Source organism: Pseudaeromonas pectinilytica (assembly GCF_054780855.1).
In genome coordinates, this window is the sequence record NZ_BAAGVN010000319.1 from 1 (window position 1) to 19,241 (window position 19,241).

Here is a 19,241-nt window from a genome sequence, read left to right on the forward strand (position 1 = left end):
TTGGTATCCATAGCGGGCACCTCAGTCCAGCGAACTTACTGCAAGTATAGATTGCCCCAACACGTAAAGGGAACAGCGCCTCATTCGACGCTTCAAATCATGGTATATCTCTGCGTTGCGAGATTCGTGGCCCGATCGTGTTATTTACCCTGGGCCGATGACGAGTTGCCATGGCTTGATGGGGGGATATGAGCAAGGATAAGCAATTTTTAGCCGATATAGCCCGAGTGGCGCTCCCTATCACGATCCAGAGCGTCATCATGTCGTTGCTCAGCATGAGCGATCAGCTCATGGTTGGGCAACTGGGCGAGGTGGCCATTGCGGCAGTGGGGATCAGCGCCAAACTCACCGCCATGGTCTCTGTGGTGTTGTCGGGGTTAGCGGCCGGTCTATCCATCTATAGCGCTCAATGCTGGGGAAAGGGGGATCATCGGACTATCCGCCAGTTGCTGGGGTTGGGATTGGGCGTCGGCTTGCTGTTGGCCGGGTCACTGGCGCTTCTGGTCGGACAATTCCCGCGTTGGGTCATGTCTCCGTTTACGAGCGATGAGCAGTTGCTGAGTGAAGGGGCGATCTTTGTCCAGGTGGTAGCCTGGAGTTACCTGCCGAGTATGTTGACACTGATCTACTCCGCCATCTTGCGCAGCACCGGTCAGGTGAAGCTTCCCATGTATGCCAGCAGTTGTGCGGTCGTGATGAATGTGCTGCTGAATTATCTGCTGATCTTCGGTCATGGTGGCTTTCCGCAGTGGGGTCTATTCGGCGCGGCGGTGGCAACCACAGTGGCACGGATACTCGAGTTCGGCCTGATTCTGGGGGGCGCTTACGCATTGCGTCATGTTGTTGCCGTGAAGCGTCGGGTCGAACTGCTCGGCATGGCGCCTCAATTCTTCAGGCGTTTTTTGCAAACCTGTATCCCGATTGTGCTTACCGAACTGCTCTGGGTGTTGGGTGAAAGTGGTTATGCCGTGGTCTATGGGCGTATGGGCACCGAACAACTTTCGGCTATGACCATGACCTATCCGTTACAGGGACTGAGTATCGGCCTGTTATGTGGTCTGGCTGGTGCTGCCTCGGTGTTGGTAGGTCAGCGCTTGGGGGGCAATGATTTTGCGGGTGCCATCCGCTATGCCCGACGTTTATTACGATTGGGAATTGGCATCTCGGTGCTGGTTGGGATCGGGATTGCCCTGCTCTCGCCGTTCTATATTTCTTGGTATCAAACCTCTGCGGCGGTGCAACAGATGGGGTACTGGTGTCTGTTGGTGTTTTGCGCCTTCTTGTGGGTCAAGGTGGCCAACATGATTATTGCGGGTGGTGTGCTGAACAGTGGTGGGGACAGTAAATTTGTCTTTGCCATGGAGTCTATGGCTACCTGGTTGATTGGTGTGCCTTCCGGGTTTGTCATGGCCTTTTATTTCGAATTACCCGTGTACTGGGTTTACCTGGTGTTGTCGGGCGAAGAGCTGGTGCGTTTGGGCGTCGGCTATTACCGACTCTGCTCAAAACGGTGGGTCCGCAATCTGGTCTCCGAGTCTCCAGAGATCGGTCATTTCAATCCCATTGAAGGTCCCCGCGCCGTTTAGCTGGCGTCACACCACTCGCCTCAGGCTTTCCCCGCGCTGAAAAGCTTCCAGATTGGCGATGACCTGGTTGGCGAGCGTCTGCATCGCCTCATCACTGGCCCAGGCGACATGGGGGGTGAGGATGAAATTCGGCAGATCCAGAGCTCGCAGCAGGGGATCCCCGGCTTGCGGCGGCTCACGGCGTGCCACATCACTGGCGGCACCGGCCAGATGACCGCTCTGCAAGGCCTGTAACAGTGCCTCTTCATCCAGCAGAGCGCCACGGGCGGTATTGATCAGCAAGGAGCCCGGCTTCATCAACCCGAACTCCCGGGCTCCGAACATGTTCCGAGTTTCGTCATTCAGCGGGCAATGCAGGGAGATGACATCGCTGCTGCCCAGTAACTCATCAAACGGTAATCGGGGCAGCCGTTCGACCGTATCCGCCGTGGTGTGGAGCGGCGCATGATCGACTGTGCCATGGCGGCGGGCAGCAAAGCTCACCTCCATCCCCAGAGCCTGAGCCAGTCGCGCCATGTTGCGACCCAGCACGCCACTGCCAATCAGACCGAGTTTTTTGCCCGCCAGATCATGGATCCCGGGGCCAAAATAGCAAAAATGCGGACTCTGCTGCCAGGCTCCGGCGCGCAGGGCGCTCTGGTAGGCCGGCAGATTGCGGGCCAGGGCCAGCATCAGTGCCAAGGCATGTTCGACTACGGCATGCACCGCATAGCCCTGTACATTGCAGACGGCGACGCCGCGTCGACGGCAGGACTCCAGATCCACATTGTCGGTACCGGTTGCCGCCACCGCGATGAGCCGCAGTTGCGGCAGCGCGGCCAGTTCAGCCTCGCCGATCCGCACCTTGTTGACGATGGCCATAGTGGCGCCTTGTAATCGGGGCACCACCTGCTCGGGCGATGTCGCTGGATACTCCTGCCAGTGATGGACAAATGCAGGGGCTGGCAGCGCAATGCGCGCGGGCAGGGTAGCGCGATCCAGAAATACAATTGAAACCGCCATGGGAACTCCAGTCATGGGTCGTTACTTCCATCCCAGGTGACGCAGCCAACCCGCAAGTTGATCGTCGCGCTCGTCGGGATCATTCAATGGGATCTGTCGCCAGTCGAGCTTGCTGTTGCGCTCGACTTCGAGGCGACGGGCCTTGGCTGCCAGATCCAGCCAGCTCACCTGATGCTCACGATACAAGTCGAGGACCGGGAACGGCGCGCTAGCTATCTCGTGGGCCAGAATTTCATTGGCATCCTGGGCCGGATAAAAGGCATCCACCAACACCAGAGCATCCGGAGGCGCTAGAGTCTCGGTACTGAGCAGACCGCTAAGCCAGGCGGCGCTGCTACCGGCGGCAATGATCAACTGATATCCGCTACTGTCGCCGCTGTTTTCCTGCAAAGAGGTGAGTTTACGTTGCCAGAGCTCACGGAAGGCCTCGATGGCGGGCTGGTCTTTCTCGTCATTGGGATCCAGGGCCAACTGATGGGGGCTCGGCAGCATGATGAGGGTATCGAATCCCTGGTCATTCAGGCTGCGGCTCAATGGCAGCAGATCGGCGACCTGTTGCCAGTCCGGCAGCAGTAACGCCAACCCCAGGCGATAGCCCTGATTGCTTTTGTGCAACAAGGTGACCTGATCGCCCACCTGTTTAGCCTGTCCGGCATCTTGCCAATCCTGGGATTGCCAGTAGAGATCGGAGTCCGAGCTGTCTGCAGCGGAAGCGGCGTTGGCTTCGGGTGTCGCGGATTCCGACGGGGTTGCTTCAGGCGCGGGTGCAGATCCAGTTCCAGCTCCAGCTCCGGTTTCCGCTGCTAGTAGAGGGGCGCAGAGCAACAGACAGAGCAACAGACTCGGCAAACGCATAGATTTCTCCTTGTTGATTCAAGGAGATAATAGGCCCTTCCTGCCAATGGCGAAAGGGCCTGTCGGCTTATAGCTGGAAGGGGGCGGGAGCCTCGAAGGTGAGCTTCTGGTTACTGATGGGATGATAAAAACTGAGCATGGCGGCGTGCAGATAGAGGTGTGGCGCAGCAGCCTCCGCCTCCGGGGTGGCATACAGATGGTCGCCCAGGATCGGATGTCCCAGCTCCATCATATGGACCCGCAACTGATGGGAGCGACCAGTGATGGGCTTGAGCTTCATCAGACTGCGGTCTGCTTCGACGCGCAGACAGATGTAATGGGTGATGGCGCGGCGACCCTGCTCAAAATTCACCTGCTGACGCGGACGATTCTCCCAGTCCACACACAGCGGCAGGTCGATGGTGCCTTCGAGCTTATCCACTTGCCCCCAGACCCAGGCGTAGTAGTACTTCTCGGTCTTGCGATCCTGGAACTGACGGCCGAGGGCGCTAGTGGCCTGAGCGGTCTTGGCGACGACCAAGACTCCCGAGGTGCCCATATCCAGCCGATGGACGGCGCCACCTTGGGGATAGAGGCTCTTCACCCGGCTGGCAATGCTGTCGAAGTGTTCAACGGCCTTACCCGGGACACTCAGGATACCGCTGGGCTTGTTCACCACCATGATGTGCTCATCCTCGAACAGGATATCGAGGAAGGGTTCACGGGGTGGATCGTAATGAAATGTGCTCATTCTGCTCTCGTCTTGGAAATCGGGTTCGCGGGCTAATCAGGGGCTAGCTGGGTCATCAACCGGATTGCACAGCGGCCATGGGAGGCGATCTCCCATGGCCGCGTCTGTTTAACCATGCGCCACCACGATAAAGCGCAGGGAGTCGAGCTTGAGCTGGGTCTGATCCAGCAAATGGCCCAACTCCTGTTGCAACTCGCGCAGATGATCCAGCTCGCTGTCCCGCACCGTCGGGTTGACCGCCTTGAGGGCGCTCAAGCGGGCCAATTCATTGCCCAATGTCTGCAGCATGGTGGTGCGCGCATCGGCGACAATCTGCTCCAGTCGTGGCGCGGCGACAGCCTCTGCCTGCTGGATCAAGCCGTGGATCACCGATTGGGAGGCACCTACCAGCTTGCTGCCCAGGTGGCGGTTGACCGGACTGAGCTGACGATCGAACGCGTGGAACGCGACCTTGTCGCCCAGATTATTGCCGTTCTTATCCAGCAGCAAGCGGATCGGCGTCGGTGGCAGGAAGCGGTAGAGCTGCGGGTGGCTGGCCGATTCGGCCACGAACACCAATTCCAGCATCAGGGCACCGGCCGGCAGGGTCTTGTTCTTCAGCAGGGCCACCGAGGTGGAGCCGATTTCCGAGCCCAGGATCAGATCGATGCCGCCGCGGATCAGCGGGTGATCCCAGGTGACGAAGGTCAGATCATCCCGGGAGAGCGCGGTATTGCGCTCGAAGGTGATGGTCATGCCATCCTCCGGCAACCCGGGGAAGCTGGGGACCAGCATATGATCGCCCGGCGTCAGCACCAGGGCATTTTCGCCACGATCATCCTGCTGGATGCCGATGTCATCGAACAGTTGCAGGGCGAAACTCACCAGCGCTGTCTGATCATCCTCTTCGGCCAGCTCTTCGACCAGCGCCTGGGCACCGCGGCCACCACCGGAGTGGATCTCCAGCAGCCGATCCCGACCCTGCTCCAACTTGGCTTTCAGGGTGTCGTGTTCACTGCGGGTGCGACTGAACAAGGGCTCCAGCAGTTGCGGGTCGGTGACATTATCGGCCAGCAGGCTGAACAGCTCGTCGCGTACCGATTCGAAGACCACTCGCCCGGTCGGGCAGGTCTCCTCGAAGGCATTGAGGCCGAGGTGATACCAGTTCTGCAGTGTCTCCTGCGCGGTATCCTGCAGATAGGGAACATGGATTTCGACAATGTTCAGCTGACCGATCCGATCCAGACGACCGATGCGTTGTTCCAGCAGGTCCGGGTTCAGCGGCAGATCGAACAGCACCAGATGACGCGCAAACTGGAAGTTACGGCCTTCGGAGCCGATTTCCGAACAGAGCATCACCTGGGCGCCAGCCTCTTCCTGGGCGAAATAGGCGGCGGCCTTATCCCGTTCCAGTAAGGACATCTCTTCGTGGAATACGGCACCGCGGATCCCCTCGCGGGTACGCAGGGCATTTTCCAGGGTCAGGGCCGTGGCAGCTTCGGAGCAGATGACCAACACCTTGTCGTGGCGTGCTGACTTCAGCAGGGCCAACAGCCAGTCCACTCGCGGATCAAACTGGGTCCAGGTTGCGGCATCGCCTTCAAATTGCTGGAATATTTTTTCCGGATACAGGTAACGGCGGGCGCGGGTATCGGCATCGCCGCTGTTGCCGCCCATCATGCCCATCACCTTGATCGCCGTCTTGTACTGCTCGGGCAGGGCCATGGGGTAGAGGTTGAGATGGCGTTCTGGGAAGCCCTGGATCGCCGAGCGGGTATTGCGGAACAGGATACGGCCGGTGCCATGACGATCCAGCAGGGCATGCAACAGTTGCTCCCGTTGCTGACTATCGCTCAGGGCTGCGGGGTCCAGACCATCCAGACAATCGCGCAGCAGTTGCTGGCTGTTGGCATCCAGGTCACTGCCCTCCAGCAGTTGCTGAGCAATCCCGGCGATCTGGCCATAGGATTGCTCTTCGGCCAAGAAGGCGTCGTAATCGTAGAAGCGCTCCGGATCCAGCAGTCGCAGGCGGGCGAAGTGGCTCTGATGGCCCAGTTGATCCGGGGTCGCGGTCAGCAGCAGCACGCCGGGGGTCTCTTCGGCCAACGCTTCGACAATCTGGTAGGCGCGGCTCGGAGCCTCGTCGTTCCATTCCAGATGGTGAGCTTCGTCGACGACCAGCAGATCCCAGGGCGCGGCGTGGACTTCGTCGAATCGGGCGCGCTTCTTGCGCAACCACTCCAGACTGCAGATCACCAGCTGTTCGGTTTCGAACGGGTTCTCGGCATCGTGGGTCGACTCGATACAGCGCTCTTCATCAAACAGCGAGAAGTGCAGGTTGAAACGGCGCAGCATCTCGATCAACCACTGATGTTGCAGAGATTCTGGCACTAGCACCAGGACGCGCTGGGCACGACCGGAGAGCAGTTGCTGATAGATGATCATCCCGGCTTCGATGGTCTTGCCCAGACCGACTTCATCGGCCAGCAGCACCCGTGGCGCATGGCGATGGCCGACTTCGCGGGCTATGTGCAACTGGTGCGGGATCAGGCTAACACGGCCACTGGCCAGACCCCGGGTCGGACTGCGACGGCGGGCATGCTGGTGGACCAGGGCCTGATAACGCAGGCTGAAACGGGAAAGACGGTCGATCTGGCCTGCGAACAGCCGATCCTGGGGTTTGTTGAATTTGAGGAAGTGACTTAAAAACACCTCCTTGAGCGTGACCGATTCTTGGGTGTCCAGACGGGTGCCGTGATACACCAGCAGGCCCCCCTGTTCATCGACCGCATCAATCTCCAGTTGCCACTCTTCGTGACTGGTAATGGTATCACCTACGTGAAACTGCACCCGGGTGACCGGGGCATCGTCCTTGGCATAAATCCGGTTTTCGCCACTGGCGGGGAACAGCAGGGTAACCATGCGTCCTTCCAGAGCAACCACGGTACCCAGACCCAGATCGGTCTCGGTATCACTAATCCAACGCTGGCCAAGTGCAAAAGGCATTAACAACTCCAAAGCCACACAGAAAAACTGAGGGAAAACTAACGGGAAAAAAGGCGCGCTATGGTACCTGAAGCGCGGTTTGTGATCATCTGGCGTCTGCATTCCGATACGCCGACTTTACAAACTGCAACCTTGTTGCGGGAGCGCCGGTGGAATTGGACTCCCAGGCGACGATGACGAGCCGCTTCATGCTAAGGGTAGTCGTGCCATTAACATTGGGCCATCGACTCCGGCTTTCATGCTATTGCCGAGCAGAAGCCCTGATCGCGAATAGCCTTGCTTCGACTCTGTGTTACCCCGGCCGGTTTAGCGCTAGATTGAAGGGGTAGTCAGCCTAATCAGGAGGTACACCCATGACCGACTGGGTCGAAGGACGGGTCATCCAGATGACGCACTGGAATGACAAACTGTTTTCCCTGCGCGTCGAGGCGGATCTGGAACCCTATACCGCGGGGCAGTTTACCCGGCTGGGATTATGGCTCCCTGACGCCTTGGGTGGCGAGCCGCAGCGGGTGGCCCACGCCTACTCGTTTGTGAATCCTCCGAACGTCGGGTATCACGAGTTCTATGTGGTGCTGATCCCCGATGGCCGTCTGACCCCCTATCTGCAACAGCTGCAGGTCGGGGATGGGCTCTGGCTGGCGCGTCAGGCTAGCGGTTTCCTGACTCTGGATGAATTACCCGTAGGCCGCGACCTCTGGATGTTATCGACCGGCACGGCCATTGGTCCCTTCCTGTCATTGCTGGCCGAGGGGCGCGTATTTGAATGTTTTGAACAACTAGTGCTGGCCCATGGCGTGCGGTTGGGGGAGGAGTTGAGTTATCAGCCACTGCTTGCCGAATTGCAGCTTCGTTGGCCGGGTCGTTTGCACTATGTTCCTTTTGTAACCCGGGAACACTGGCATAGCGGTCTTCACGGCCGGATCCCGGATGCCATCGCCGATGGTCGTTTTGAGGCTCATGTCGGTTTGACGCTGGATCCGGCATCGAGTCAGGTGATGCTGTGTGGCAACCCGGCCATGGTCAAGGAGACGTTGCAGGTGCTGCAGTCCCGGGGCTTACGCAAGCATCTGCGGCGCGAGCCGGGCCAGATCAGCATGGAAAATTACTGGTAGTTAAGGATGATAGAAAGAGCCGCAAACTAGCGGGTCAACCACATCAACAGGCTGAGCAGGGCGGCCAAGCCGCCGCCCAGGCCTATGATCCAGTAAAACCCCTTCACCCCCTGTCGCAGCGGGATGCGCATCCACAGCAGGAAGATCAGCCAGCACAGTGATAGCAACAGCGGTAGTAGAAAGAGTCTGGTCATGGTGGAAGCGGCCTTGTATCCTCGGGAACATTCTTGGCTGATTGTAACCGCAGACTCTGGTAATGACTCAACCCCGGATCACGGCCCCGGTTGAGGGTTGGTCGTGGCCGTTTGGCGGCGGAGCAGATTTAGGAGACAGTGAACATGGACTGGCAAAGCTGGGGCTTGCTGCTGAGCGCCTATACCTCGGCCACCCTGTTACCGGGTAGCTCGGAGTTGGCCCTAGGCGCTGTATTGCTCCAGGCTCCTCAGCAATGGCTCTGGTGGCTAGGGGTCGCCACTGTGGGCAATGTGCTGGGTTCCATGACGAGTTGGGGCATGGGTTACTGGCTGGCGTGTTACCGGCCGTTGCGACAGTTGGCTGACCCGGCGCAGCATACGGCAGAACATGCGACAGAACACAGAAGGGCTCTGGGTTGGTTGCAGCGTTATGGTTACTGGTCGCTGCTGCTGGCCTGGGTGCCAGTAGTCGGGGATCCGTTATGTTTACTGGCCGGTTGGCTGCGCTGGTCGTTCTGGATCTCTCTGGTTCTGATCCTGCTCGGTAAAACGGTGCGATATGGATTGGTGGTGATGGCGGCAGGGTTATGGATTTGACTCCTGGCGTCCGGAATTTGATTTGGCATCGAGAGGTTGTGGTGAAGCATTCGATTTTTGCTCGTGTGGGCTTGTGGTGTGTGCTGGTAGCAGGGAGTGTGTCTGCACCGCTGGCGGCGGTTTCTACACTGGCGGCTGGACCTAGGCTGGTGGCTGAGCAGTCGGCAAAACCGGGTTCGTTGCTGATCCCCTATCAGATGTATCGGCTGGAGAATGGTCTGACGCTGATCCTGCATCCGGATCACTCCGACCCTCTGGTGCATGTCAATGTTAGCTATCACGTCGGTTCAGCCCGGGAAGTGCAGGGGATGACCGGCTTCGCCCACTTCTTCGAGCACATGATGTTTCAGGGCTCCAAACATGTGAGCGATCAGCAGCACTTCAAGCTGGTCGAAGAGGCGGGTGGAACCGTCAATGGCACAACCGGCCAGGATATGACCAACTATTACCAGACAGTGCCCGCCAACGAGCTGGAAAAGGTGCTCTGGCTGGAGGCCGATCGGATGGGCTTTCTGCTCGATGCGGTCAGCCAGAAGAAATTCGAGGTGCAGCGCGCTACGGTGAAGAACGAGCGGGCGCAACGCATGGACAACCAGCCCTATGGGCGGGTGAGTGAAGTTAATGGCGAGTCGCTCTATCCTCGGGAGCATCCCTATTCCTGGGATACCATAGGTTATGTGGAGGATTTGAACCGGGTCGACGTCAACGATCTCAAGCGTTTCTTCCTGCGCTGGTATGGCCCGAATAACGCAACTTTGACCATAGGCGGTGACTTCAAACCCGAACAGGCCCTGGCTTGGGCCGAACGTTACTTCGCCCCGATTCCGGCGGGGCCCGAGGTGAGCAAGCCGAAACCTATGCCGGTGACGCTGCCTGCGGATCGTTATGTCACGCTGGAAGATAGCATCCAGCAACCGGCGCTGTTGATCACGGTACCGACCCATGTGACGGCCGGTTCTGCGGATGAAGCGGCTCTGGATGTGCTGGCCCAGGTTCTGGCGGGCTCCAAGAATGCGCTCTTTTATCAGGAGTTGGTGAAACCCGGTCTGGCGGTGCAGGCCGATGCTTCCTTCAATTGCCGAGAGCTGGATTGCAGCTTGTCGCTCACGATATTGCCGAACGTCAGCAAGGTAGCCAGTCTGAAACCGCTGGCCGACAAGGTGACCGATATTCTGGATCGCTTTGCCCAGCGCGGGGTACAGCCCGAAGATCTGGCGCGGATCAAGGGCGGACTGCGCGCCCAGGCCGTCTGGCGGCTGGAAAGCGTTGAGGACAAGGTCAACGCCCTCTCTTATGGCCAGGTGATGGAGGGGGATCCCAATGCCAGCCTGCATTTCCTGCAGCGCCTGGAGGCGGTGACGGCCGAACAGGTGATGATCGCCTATCGCCAGCATATTGCCGATCGGCACAAGGTGCTGCTGAGTGTGGTCCCCAAGGGTGAGCCTGGCTGGGCGTTTGCGGCGCAGAACTATGTTCCTGAGTCGCGCACCTTGTCGCCCCGGAAGACGGTGGCTGAGCCCAAGCTGCGGACTGTGCAGGATCGATTCGATCGCAGCCGTATGCCCGTCAGTGGCCCGGCGGTGACCATGCCGGTCCCTTCAATCTGGCGACAGAAACTAGAGCCGCAGATTGAGGTGCTGGGTAGTGTGAACCGGGAAATTCCAGCCGTGTCGTTGACCATCACCTTACCGGGCGGACGCCGGGTGGAGTCGGCCGCTCAGGCCGGTCTTGCTAACCTGACGGCTCTGATGGTGCGACAAGGGACGAAACGACTGACCGGGGAGCAACTCAGCGATGAGCTGGAGCGGTTGGGGTCCGGGATCCGCATCTCGGCTGGTATGTATGACACGGCTATCAGTATCTCTTCGCTGACCGAGAATCTGCCACAAACTCTGGCTCTGGTGCAGGAGTTGCTGACCAGTCCCGGCTTTCGCGACAGCGACTTTGCCCGCCTGAAAAACCAGTTGATCCAGGCGGGGCAACAGAGTGAGCGCGAACCCGACACCCTGGCTGACAATGCCTTCAGTCGGCTGATCTATGGCCCGGCATCGCCGCTCTCCGAACCCGATGATGGCTACATCAAGACGTTGCAAGCGCTGACCCTGGATGATGTCCGCCGCTACTATGAGCACTACTATCACACCGCGGGTGGTGCTGTGGTCGTGGTGGGAGATATCGATCAGGCCCAGCTTCTGCCGCAGTTGCAGTTCCTCAGCCAGCGGCCCGGCAAAGCCCGCTCGCTGCCGAGCTTGCTGCCCCGCGAACCGCAAGCTAAACCCGGGATCTATTTGGTGGACCTGCCCAATGCCGTGCAATCGACCCTGCGCGTCGGGCGACGAGCGCTGCCATTTGATGTCACCGGCGATTATTTCCAGGCTCAGCTGATGAATTTCAGCCTGGGTGGCAACTTCAATAGTCGACTCAATCTGTTGCTCCGCGAAGAGAAGGCGTACACCTATGGCGCCAATAGCAGCTTCAACGCCTATCGGGATGTGGGGGAATTTGTCGTCAGCTCGGATGTGCGAGCCGATGCTACTGTGGATGCCTTGCGTCAGCTGCTCAAGGCGGCCGGAGCCTATGGTCGCAGCGGCCCAAATCCCGCCGAGTTGGCTTATCTGAAATCGGCGTTTTCTCGCCAGGATGCCCTTTCCTACGAAACGCTGGGGCAAAAAGCCGGTTTTCTGCTGACCCTGGCTACCCTTCAGCAGCAACCTGATTTCATCGCTCGTCAGCAACAACTGGTGCAAACCATCAGTGCCCGGCAGTTGCAACATCAGGCAGCGCGCTGGCTGGATCCGGACAAAATGGTCATTGTTGTGGTTGGTGATGCCAAGCGGCTTGAAAAGTCGCTGGCTGAACTCCACCTTCCTATTTACCGCTATACATCGAACCAGGCTGCAGGCATCTGAAGACGCCCGGCTGATTAAGGAATTGTATGAAATCAGAGGTCTCACTGACGGATATGCTCGAACAGCTCAATACCGCCGAGCGGATTGGTTCGGTCCGGGGTATTCGTCGGGGCATAGAGCGGGAGGGTCTGCGCATTACCCCTGAGGGGCGATTGGCGCAGAGTGATCATCCCCAGGTGCTGGGTTCGGCATTGACCCATCCGAACATCACCACGGACTATTCGGAAAGTCTGATGGAATTTATCACGCCAGCTTCCGATTCCATGGAGACCCTGCTCTCCCAGCTGGGGGACATTCATCGCTATTCGGTGCAGCATCTGGGTGAAGAGCGGTTATGGCCACTGTCGATGCCTTGCTTTATCGGCGGTGAAGAGAGCATTCGCCTGGCGCAATACGGCAACTCCAACCTGGGACGGATGAAGACCCTCTACCGGCAAGGATTGCATCATCGCTATGGCAGTTTGATGCAGGTCATTGCCGGTGTTCACTATAACTTCTCGATGCCGGACAGCTTCTGGAGCGAGTGGCAGGATGTGCGCGGAGTGCGCTGTCAGTGCAAGCGCTTCATCTCCGATGGGTATATGGGGCTGATCCGTAATGTATACCGGTTTGGCTGGCTGATCCCTTATCTGTTTGGCGCATCTCCGGCGCTGTGCAGCTCGTTCCTGCAGGGGCGCGAAACGGGACTGCCGTTCCAAAAACTCGGTAAGGGGACTCTGTATCTGCCCTATGCCACCTCGTTGCGGCTCTCGGATCTGGGCTATACCAACAAGGCTCAGGCCAGTCTGGGGATTAACCACGACAATCTGGACAGCTACCTGATGAGCGTGCGTCGTGCCTTGCGCACCAAGACCGAAGAGTTCATCGCGCTCGGCGTCAAGGTGGATGGGGTCTACCGACAGCTCAACGACAATGTGCTGCAACTGGAAAACGAACTCTATGCGCCGATCCGTCCGAAGCGTTCCCCCCGTGCAGGAGAGCGCACCCTGACGGCGCTGGAACATCGCGGTATCGAATATATCGAGCTGCGGACTCTGGATATCAATCCGTTTAGCCCCTTGGGGGTCGATATCCAGCAACTACGCTTCTTGGATCTGTTCCTGGTGTGGTGCCTGCTCAAACCTTCGGCTCCGCTGGGCGAGGATGAAGTCCGGCGCAATCGCCATAACCTGACGCAAGTGGTGCTGGAAGGCCGTCGGCCGGGACTGATGTTGCAGACCGCCAACGGTGAGCTTTCCTTGCGGGGGTGGGGCGATCAGTTATTTGATGAGTTGCTGCAGGTGGCGCAGTTGCTGGACCGGGCCTACGGGCGAGTGCAATACCAGATCGCCTTGCAGGCGCAAAAAGAGAAATTGCATGATCCGACCCAAACCTTGTCGGCCCGCTTGCTGGACCATCTGTTGACTCACGATATGGATAATGGTGCCTACGGCCGGGAGCTGGCAGAGACTTATCGGCAACAGCTACGGGGTGAAGATCTGACCTTCTGGGATGGGGCCTACTTTGCCGATGAAGCGCATGCCTCCCTCGCCAAACAGCAGGAGATCGAAGCCACGGATCACGTCAGCTTCGATGCCTTTCTTGAGTGCTATCTCTCCCACTGAGTGGGTTCAGGCATAGTTCCGCTACAAAAAATAACGCCGACGAAAGTCGGCGTTATTGTTGGTTCTGGTGCTAAGACGATTAGCGTTTGAGCAGATCGTTATCCGGATAGTTGGCGGCCAATACCTGACGGGCATGACCAGCCAAGTCGGTCAGGGACAGTTTATCGTAGCTCTTGACCATGATTTCCAGCGCCGGTTCAACCGCTGTGGTGTCGGTGTAGTTTTCTACGATCCCCTTGCCACGATTGGCTGCCGCAATCCAGGCACCGCGACGCCAGTAGTAGTCGGCTACCGCCAGATCGTACTTGGCCAAGCGATCCTTGAGGCTGATCATCCGGGCATGGGAGTCGGCGGCATACTTGCTATTCGGGTAACGGGTTAGCACTGATTTGAAGTCGCGGAAGGCTTGTCGGGCATAGCTTGGGTCTCGATCGGAGCGATCAATGCCTAGCGTGTGATGGAAGAAATTGTAATCGGCCTGCATGTTGGTCAGACCGCGCATGTAATAAACATAATCGACATCTTTATGGGTTGGATTCAGCCGCAAAAAACGGTCGATATTGGCGATGGCATGGGCGGTATCGCCATCCTTGTAGTAGGCGTAAATCAGGTCCATTTGCACTTGGGCAGAATAGGGACCGAAGGGATAGCGGGAGTCTAAAGCTTCAAGCAATTCAACGGCTTTAGCATAGTTACTGGCGTCGAGCTTCTCTTGCGCCTGTTGGAACAGCTTCTCTGGCGGCTCGTCCGGTACCTTCTCTTTATCGGTGGAGGAACACCCGGCCAGCAGGGCCAGGATCAGCGTCAGGGGGAGCAGCAAGTGAGACTTCTTGAACATGCAAATAGGATCCGGTTTGCCAGAATTGCAGAAGTATCCGTTAAGCTCAGGCAAAAGAAAAGATAGAATGCGCCAATTGCCTATCCAAACCTAGAGATCATCCATGAGCCAAGCTATCGAATTAACCGGAACATTTGAGGACCGCCATTATGGCAAACGTCTGGATCAGGCGCTGTCCGATCTGTTTCCGGATTACTCCAGAACCCGGATCAAGGAGTGGATCCTGGACGACAAAGTGAGTCTGGATGGCAAGTTGGTCAATCTCCCTCGCGAGCGCGTCCTGGCAGGGCAGCAGGTTTTGATTTCGGCTGAACTGCCTGACGAAACGCGTTGGCAACCCCAGGACATCGAACTGAATATCGTCTACGAAGATGAGCATATTCTGGTGATCGACAAACCGGCAGGCTTGGTGGTTCATCCCGGCGCCGGCACACCAGATGGCACTGTGCTGAACGCCTTGCTGTATCGTTACCCGGAAATTGCCGAGGTGCCTCGCGCCGGTATTGTGCACCGGCTGGATAAGGACACCACAGGCTTGATGGTGATCGCCAAGTCGATCCCGGCCCAGACCCATCTGGTGGATGCTCTGCAGCGTCGTGACATCACCCGAGAATATGAAGCCATAGCGGTTGGTCATATGACAGCAGGCGGGACGGTTGATGAGCCCATCGGCCGTCATGCCAACCTCAGAACTCATATGGCGGTGACGCCAACGGGTAAACCGGCGGTGACCCATTATCGGGTAATGGAGAAGTTCCGCGCTCATACTCGCTTGCGTCTACGTCTGGAAACAGGGCGTACGCACCAGATCCGCGTGCATATGGCCTATATCAAACATCCCCTGCTGGGTGATCCAGCCTATGGTGGCCGTTCGCGCCCCATTCGCAATGCCACACCGGAATTCACGGCCGCCCTGCGTGGCTTCCGGCGTCAGGCACTGCATGCCACCATGCTGCGTTTGGCACATCCCGTCACTTGTGAGCTGATGGAGTGGCATTCACCGATCCCGCAGGACATGATCGATCTCATCGAGGTGCTGCGCGCCGATACCGCCGCCAATCCGGATGATTTGGTATGGGTCTGATTTACCCGGATTGGCCTGCTCCCGTTCAGGTGCAGGCCTGTTTCACCACCCGTGAGGGTGGTGAAAGCTTGGGAGTGTTTGCCGGATTCAATCTGGGGGCTCATGTTGCGGATGATTCTGCGGCGGTGGCAGCAAATCGTCATCAGCTCCGGGAGTTGCTTCATTTGTCCCAAGAGCCGGTGTGGTTGAATCAGGTGCATGGCACGGTTGTCTATCCGGTGGATTCCGCGCTCGCGGCACAAACCGCACTCCCCCCCACGGCAGATGCCGCGGTGACACGATTGCCAGACGTGGCCTTGACGGTCATGACGGCTGATTGCTTGCCAGTGCTGTTTTGTGATCGGGCTGGAACCGTAGTCGCGACCGCGCATGCGGGTTGGAGGGGCCTCTGCGATGGGGTACTGGAACAGACCGTCGCCGCCATGGGGGTTGCTGCCGACCAAGTCTTGGCATGGATCGGGCCTGCTATCGGTCCCTCTGTATTTGAAGTGGGTAGCGAAGTGCGCGCCCGTTTTCTTCAGCAGGATCCAGCTGCTGCGAGTGCGTTTGTGGCCTCGACTCTGTCGGCTCCAGAGGCCGATAAGTGGTTAGCGGATCTATTCCTGCTGGCTCGTCAGCGTTTGCTGAGTACTGGCGTGGTCGAGATCTATGGCGGGGATCAGTGCACATACAGCGATCCCGTACAGTTCTATTCCTATCGCCGCGATGGTCAGACTGGACGCATGAGCGGTTTGATCTGGTTAATGGCGCAAAATTAACCATAGCAACTTGAATCCACACCAATAACCCCCATCTTCTATAGCAAGGTCGGCTCATCAGTTCGATGCGCCGCGTTGTTACAAAGAAGAAGGGAGAGCGAAATGCGTCTGGATCGTCTCACCAGCAAGTTTCAAATTGCGATCTCCGATGCCCAGTCATTGGCATTGGGGCGTGACCATCAATTTATTGAACCCATTCATTTGATGTTGGCACTGTTAAATCAGGAGGGGGGCTCTATCCGCCCGCTGCTGACACTCGCGGGAGCTGATGTCTCAACGTTACGTAGTCGGCTGACTCAAGAGCTGGATCGCCTGCCCAAGGTCAGCGGAGTCGATGGCGACGTGCAGTTATCGCCGCAATTGGGTCGGGTGCTCAATATGTGCGACAAGTATGCCCAGCAGCGGCAGGACAAGTTTATCTCCTCAGAACTGTTCGTTTTGGCAGGACTCGAGGATCGCGGTCAGCTGGGCGATATTCTCAAGGCATGCGGGCTAGTTAAAGACAAGCTGGACAAAGCCATCGAGCAGGTCCGTGGCGGCAATAAGGTCGAGGATCCTGAAGCGGAAGAAAAACGTCAGGCTCTGGAAAAGTACACCATCGATCTGACGGAGCGGGCCGAACGCGGCAAGCTGGATCCGGTCATTGGTCGGGATGAAGAGATCCGCCGCACCATCCAGGTGTTGCAACGCCGGACCAAGAATAATCCGGTGTTGATTGGTGAGCCGGGGGTGGGTAAGACCGCCATCGCCGAAGGCTTGGCCCAGCGCATCATCAATGGTGAAGTACCCGAAGGATTGAAGAATAAGCGGGTGCTGTCGCTAGACATGGGCTCGCTAGTTGCTGGTGCCAAGTATCGCGGCGAATTCGAGGAGCGGCTCAAGGCGGTGTTGAGTGAACTGGCCAAGGAAGAGGGGAACGTGATCCTCTTCATTGATGAGCTGCACACCATGGTCGGCGCGGGCAAGGCCGAAGGCGCTATGGATGCGGGGAATATGCTCAAACCTGCATTGGCTCGGGGTGAATTGCACTGCGTGGGTGCGACTACGCTGGATGAATACCGGCAATATATAGAGAAGGATGCGGCACTCGAACGTCGCTTCCAAAAAGTGCTGATTGAAGAGCCCAGCGTTGAAGACACCATCGCCATCTTGCGCGGACTCAAAGAGCGGTATGAGTTACACCATCATGTTCAGATCACCGACCCGGCCATCGTTGCTGCTGCAACGCTGTCGCACCGTTATATCTCGGATCGTCAGCTGCCTGACAAAGCCATCGATCTGATTGATGAAGCTGCTGCCAGCATCCGGTTGCAGATTGATTCCAAGCCGGAGCAACTGGATCGACTGGAACGACGCATCATACAGCTGAAGATGGAACAACAGGCGTTGATGAAGGAGGCGGACGCTGCCAGCGTGCAGCGCCTTGATCTCATCAATCAGGAGATCAAAGAAAAGGATAGCGAGTACAACGAGCTGGAAGAGGTGTGGAAAGCCGAGAAAGCATCATTGGCCGGGACCCAGCACATCAAGGCACAGCTGGAAAAGGCTCGGCAGGAGTTTGAAGTCGCGAGCCGAGCCCAGGACCTAGGTCGTATGTCCGAGCTGCGTTATGGTCGTATCCCTGAATTGGAGAAGCAGCTTGATCTGGCCTCTCAGGCTGAAATGCATGACGAGAAGTTATTACGGAATCGAGTCACAGATGCCGAAATTGCCGAGGTGCTGGCGCGCTGGACCGGGATCCCGGTAGCGCGCATGCTGGAGAGCGAAAAAGAGAAACTGCTGCGGATGGAAGAGCAGTTGCACACTCGGGTGATTGGCCAGAATGAAGCGGTGGATGCTGTCGCCAATGCTATTCGTCGTAGCCGCGCTGGATTGTCCGATCCGATGCGTCCGATTGGTTCATTCCTATTTCTCGGGCCAACCGGGGTCGGAAAGACCGAGTTGTGCAAGGCGCTGGCCGAGTATCTTTTTGATACGCAGGACGCCATGGTGCGCATCGATATGTCCGAATTTATGGAGAAGCACAGTGTGGCGCGGCTGGTGGGCGCCCCTCCAGGATATGTGGGCTATGAGGAAGGTGGCTATCTGACCGAGGCGGTACGACGTAAGCCTTACTCTGTCATCTTGCTGGATGAAATTGAGAAGGCACATCCGGATGTCTTCAACATTCTGCTGCAGGTGCTGGATGATGGCCGTCTCACGGATGGTCAGGGACGAACGGTCGATTTCCGGAATGCAGTGGTGATTATGACCTCGAATCTGGGATCGGACCTCATCCAGGAGCAGCATGGTACCGCCACCTACGATGAAATGAAGCTGATGGTACTGGATGTGTTGTCCCATAACTTCCGACCTGAATTCCTGAACCGGATCGATGAAACGGTCGTATTCCATCCGCTGAGCCGTGAACACATAGAGTCGATTGCACGCATTCAGTTGGCTGGATTGCTGAAGCGGCTCGAAGAGATGGGGTATAAGGTTGAGTTGCGTGACAGCTTGCTGGCTCATTTGGCAGAAGCAGGATTTGATCCCGTCTATGGGGCTCGTCCGCTGAAGCGAGCCATCCAGCAAGAGGTGGAAAACCCGCTGGCGCAAGCTATCTTGTCGGGCAAGGCTGCTCCGGGAAGACCCTTGGTTCTGGATCTGCAGGATGGAAGGTTCACAATCAGGCAGTAGCTCGCTGATGCATATTAGCCAGATGAGGTTTTGGCGTAGAGACGACCAATCGGCTCTACGCCGCTTATTTAGCTCCCATTCCCACGGGGTAGGCTAAGGGACTTGCTGAATTGGCGCCATAACGATTCAGGAATAACCACATTGGCTGATAAATCAACGAACGAACCAGGAATCACCATTTTTTGTGTTTATGGGCTTGCATGAAAGCTCGATGTCCCTATAATACCGCCTCGCTGACACGGCAAAGCACGCACTCCTCGGAAAGCGCTGCAGCGGTGCCAGCAGGGCCGAAATGCCCCGGAGCGAAC

At 57.7% G+C, this 19,241-nt stretch carries 14 protein-coding genes; 8 read left to right on the forward strand and 6 right to left on the reverse strand.

All coding sequences use genetic code 11. From position 1 onward, the window contains the following. Positions 1–188 precede the first annotated feature (188 nt). Positions 189–1,586 (forward strand): MATE family efflux transporter, encoded by a 1,398-nt coding sequence (locus tag ACYVG7_RS13540; RefSeq protein ID WP_460883615.1) that lies wholly within the window; start codon positions 189–191, stop codon positions 1,584–1,586. Positions 1,587–1,592: 6 nt separating this feature from the next. On the opposite strand, the gene ACYVG7_RS13545 is transcribed toward ACYVG7_RS13540, so the two are convergent. The 4 genes from ACYVG7_RS13545 to rapA all read right to left on the reverse strand — a co-directional run bounded on the left by ACYVG7_RS13545 (position 1,593) and on the right by rapA (position 7,158). Then, entirely contained in the window at positions 1,593–2,588 is a 996-nt protein-coding gene (locus tag ACYVG7_RS13545) for a D-2-hydroxyacid dehydrogenase (RefSeq protein ID WP_460883616.1), read from the reverse strand. 21 nt (positions 2,589–2,609) lie between these two features. Further along, positions 2,610–3,443 carry a DUF3530 family protein gene (locus ACYVG7_RS13550; RefSeq protein WP_460883617.1) on the reverse strand — a complete coding sequence of 278 codons (834 nt, stop codon included), beginning with the start codon at positions 3,441–3,443 and terminating at the stop codon, positions 2,610–2,612. A gap of 67 nt (positions 3,444–3,510) precedes the next feature. Beyond that, positions 3,511–4,173 (reverse strand): RluA family pseudouridine synthase, encoded by a 663-nt coding sequence (locus ACYVG7_RS13555; protein ID WP_460883618.1) that lies wholly within the window; start codon positions 4,171–4,173, stop codon positions 3,511–3,513. Positions 4,174–4,281: 108 nt separating this feature from the next. After that, positions 4,282–7,158, reverse strand: a complete 2,877-nt coding sequence (rapA, locus tag ACYVG7_RS13560; RefSeq protein ID WP_460883619.1) for an RNA polymerase-associated protein RapA — start codon at positions 7,156–7,158, stop codon at positions 4,282–4,284. A 353-nt stretch (positions 7,159–7,511) separates the two neighbouring features. On the opposite strand from rapA, the gene ACYVG7_RS13565 reads away from it, so the two are divergent. Further along, positions 7,512–8,273, forward strand: a complete 762-nt coding sequence (locus ACYVG7_RS13565) for a ferredoxin--NADP reductase (RefSeq protein ID WP_460883620.1) — start codon at positions 7,512–7,514, stop codon at positions 8,271–8,273. A 26-nt stretch (positions 8,274–8,299) separates the two neighbouring features. On the opposite strand, the gene ACYVG7_RS13570 is transcribed toward ACYVG7_RS13565, so the two are convergent. Further along, positions 8,300–8,467, reverse strand: coding sequence for a hypothetical protein (locus ACYVG7_RS13570; RefSeq protein ID WP_460883621.1), 168 nt, complete (start codon positions 8,465–8,467; stop codon positions 8,300–8,302). A gap of 144 nt (positions 8,468–8,611) precedes the next feature. Between ACYVG7_RS13570 and ACYVG7_RS13575 the strand changes: the two genes are divergently transcribed. The 3 genes from ACYVG7_RS13575 (at position 8,612) to gshA (ending at position 13,577) form a co-directional block, all read left to right on the forward strand. Further along, complete coding sequence (locus tag ACYVG7_RS13575; protein ID WP_460883622.1) at positions 8,612–9,064, forward strand: YqaA family protein; 453 nt, start codon at positions 8,612–8,614, stop codon at positions 9,062–9,064. Positions 9,065–9,144: 80 nt separating this feature from the next. After that, the gene (locus tag ACYVG7_RS13580) at positions 9,145–11,973 is read left to right on the forward strand and encodes a M16 family metallopeptidase (RefSeq protein ID WP_460883628.1); all 2,829 of its coding nucleotides are present in this window, start codon (positions 9,145–9,147) and stop codon (positions 11,971–11,973) included. Positions 11,974–11,999: 26 nt separating this feature from the next. After that, positions 12,000–13,577, forward strand: coding sequence for a glutamate--cysteine ligase (gene gshA, locus ACYVG7_RS13585; RefSeq protein WP_460883623.1), 1,578 nt, complete (start codon positions 12,000–12,002; stop codon positions 13,575–13,577). Between the two features lie 79 nt (positions 13,578–13,656). On the opposite strand, the gene ACYVG7_RS13590 is transcribed toward gshA, so the two are convergent. Next, on the reverse strand, positions 13,657–14,415 hold the full coding sequence (locus ACYVG7_RS13590) for an outer membrane protein assembly factor BamD (protein ID WP_460883624.1): 759 nt from the start codon (positions 14,413–14,415) through the stop codon (positions 13,657–13,659). Positions 14,416–14,518: 103 nt separating this feature from the next. On the opposite strand from ACYVG7_RS13590, the gene rluD reads away from it, so the two are divergent. The 3 genes from rluD to clpB all read left to right on the forward strand — a co-directional run bounded on the left by rluD (position 14,519) and on the right by clpB (position 18,933). After that, positions 14,519–15,499 carry a 23S rRNA pseudouridine(1911/1915/1917) synthase RluD gene (rluD, locus tag ACYVG7_RS13595; protein ID WP_460883625.1) on the forward strand — a complete coding sequence of 327 codons (981 nt, stop codon included), beginning with the start codon at positions 14,519–14,521 and terminating at the stop codon, positions 15,497–15,499. Then, positions 15,490–16,257 carry a peptidoglycan editing factor PgeF gene (gene pgeF / locus ACYVG7_RS13600; RefSeq protein ID WP_460883626.1) on the forward strand — a complete coding sequence of 256 codons (768 nt, stop codon included), beginning with the start codon at positions 15,490–15,492 and terminating at the stop codon, positions 16,255–16,257. Before rluD ends, pgeF begins: the two co-directional genes overlap by 10 nt. A 102-nt stretch (positions 16,258–16,359) precedes the next feature. Beyond that, positions 16,360–18,933, forward strand: coding sequence for an ATP-dependent chaperone ClpB (gene clpB / locus ACYVG7_RS13605; protein WP_460883627.1), 2,574 nt, complete (start codon positions 16,360–16,362; stop codon positions 18,931–18,933). The last annotated feature ends 308 nt before the right edge of the window (positions 18,934–19,241 follow it).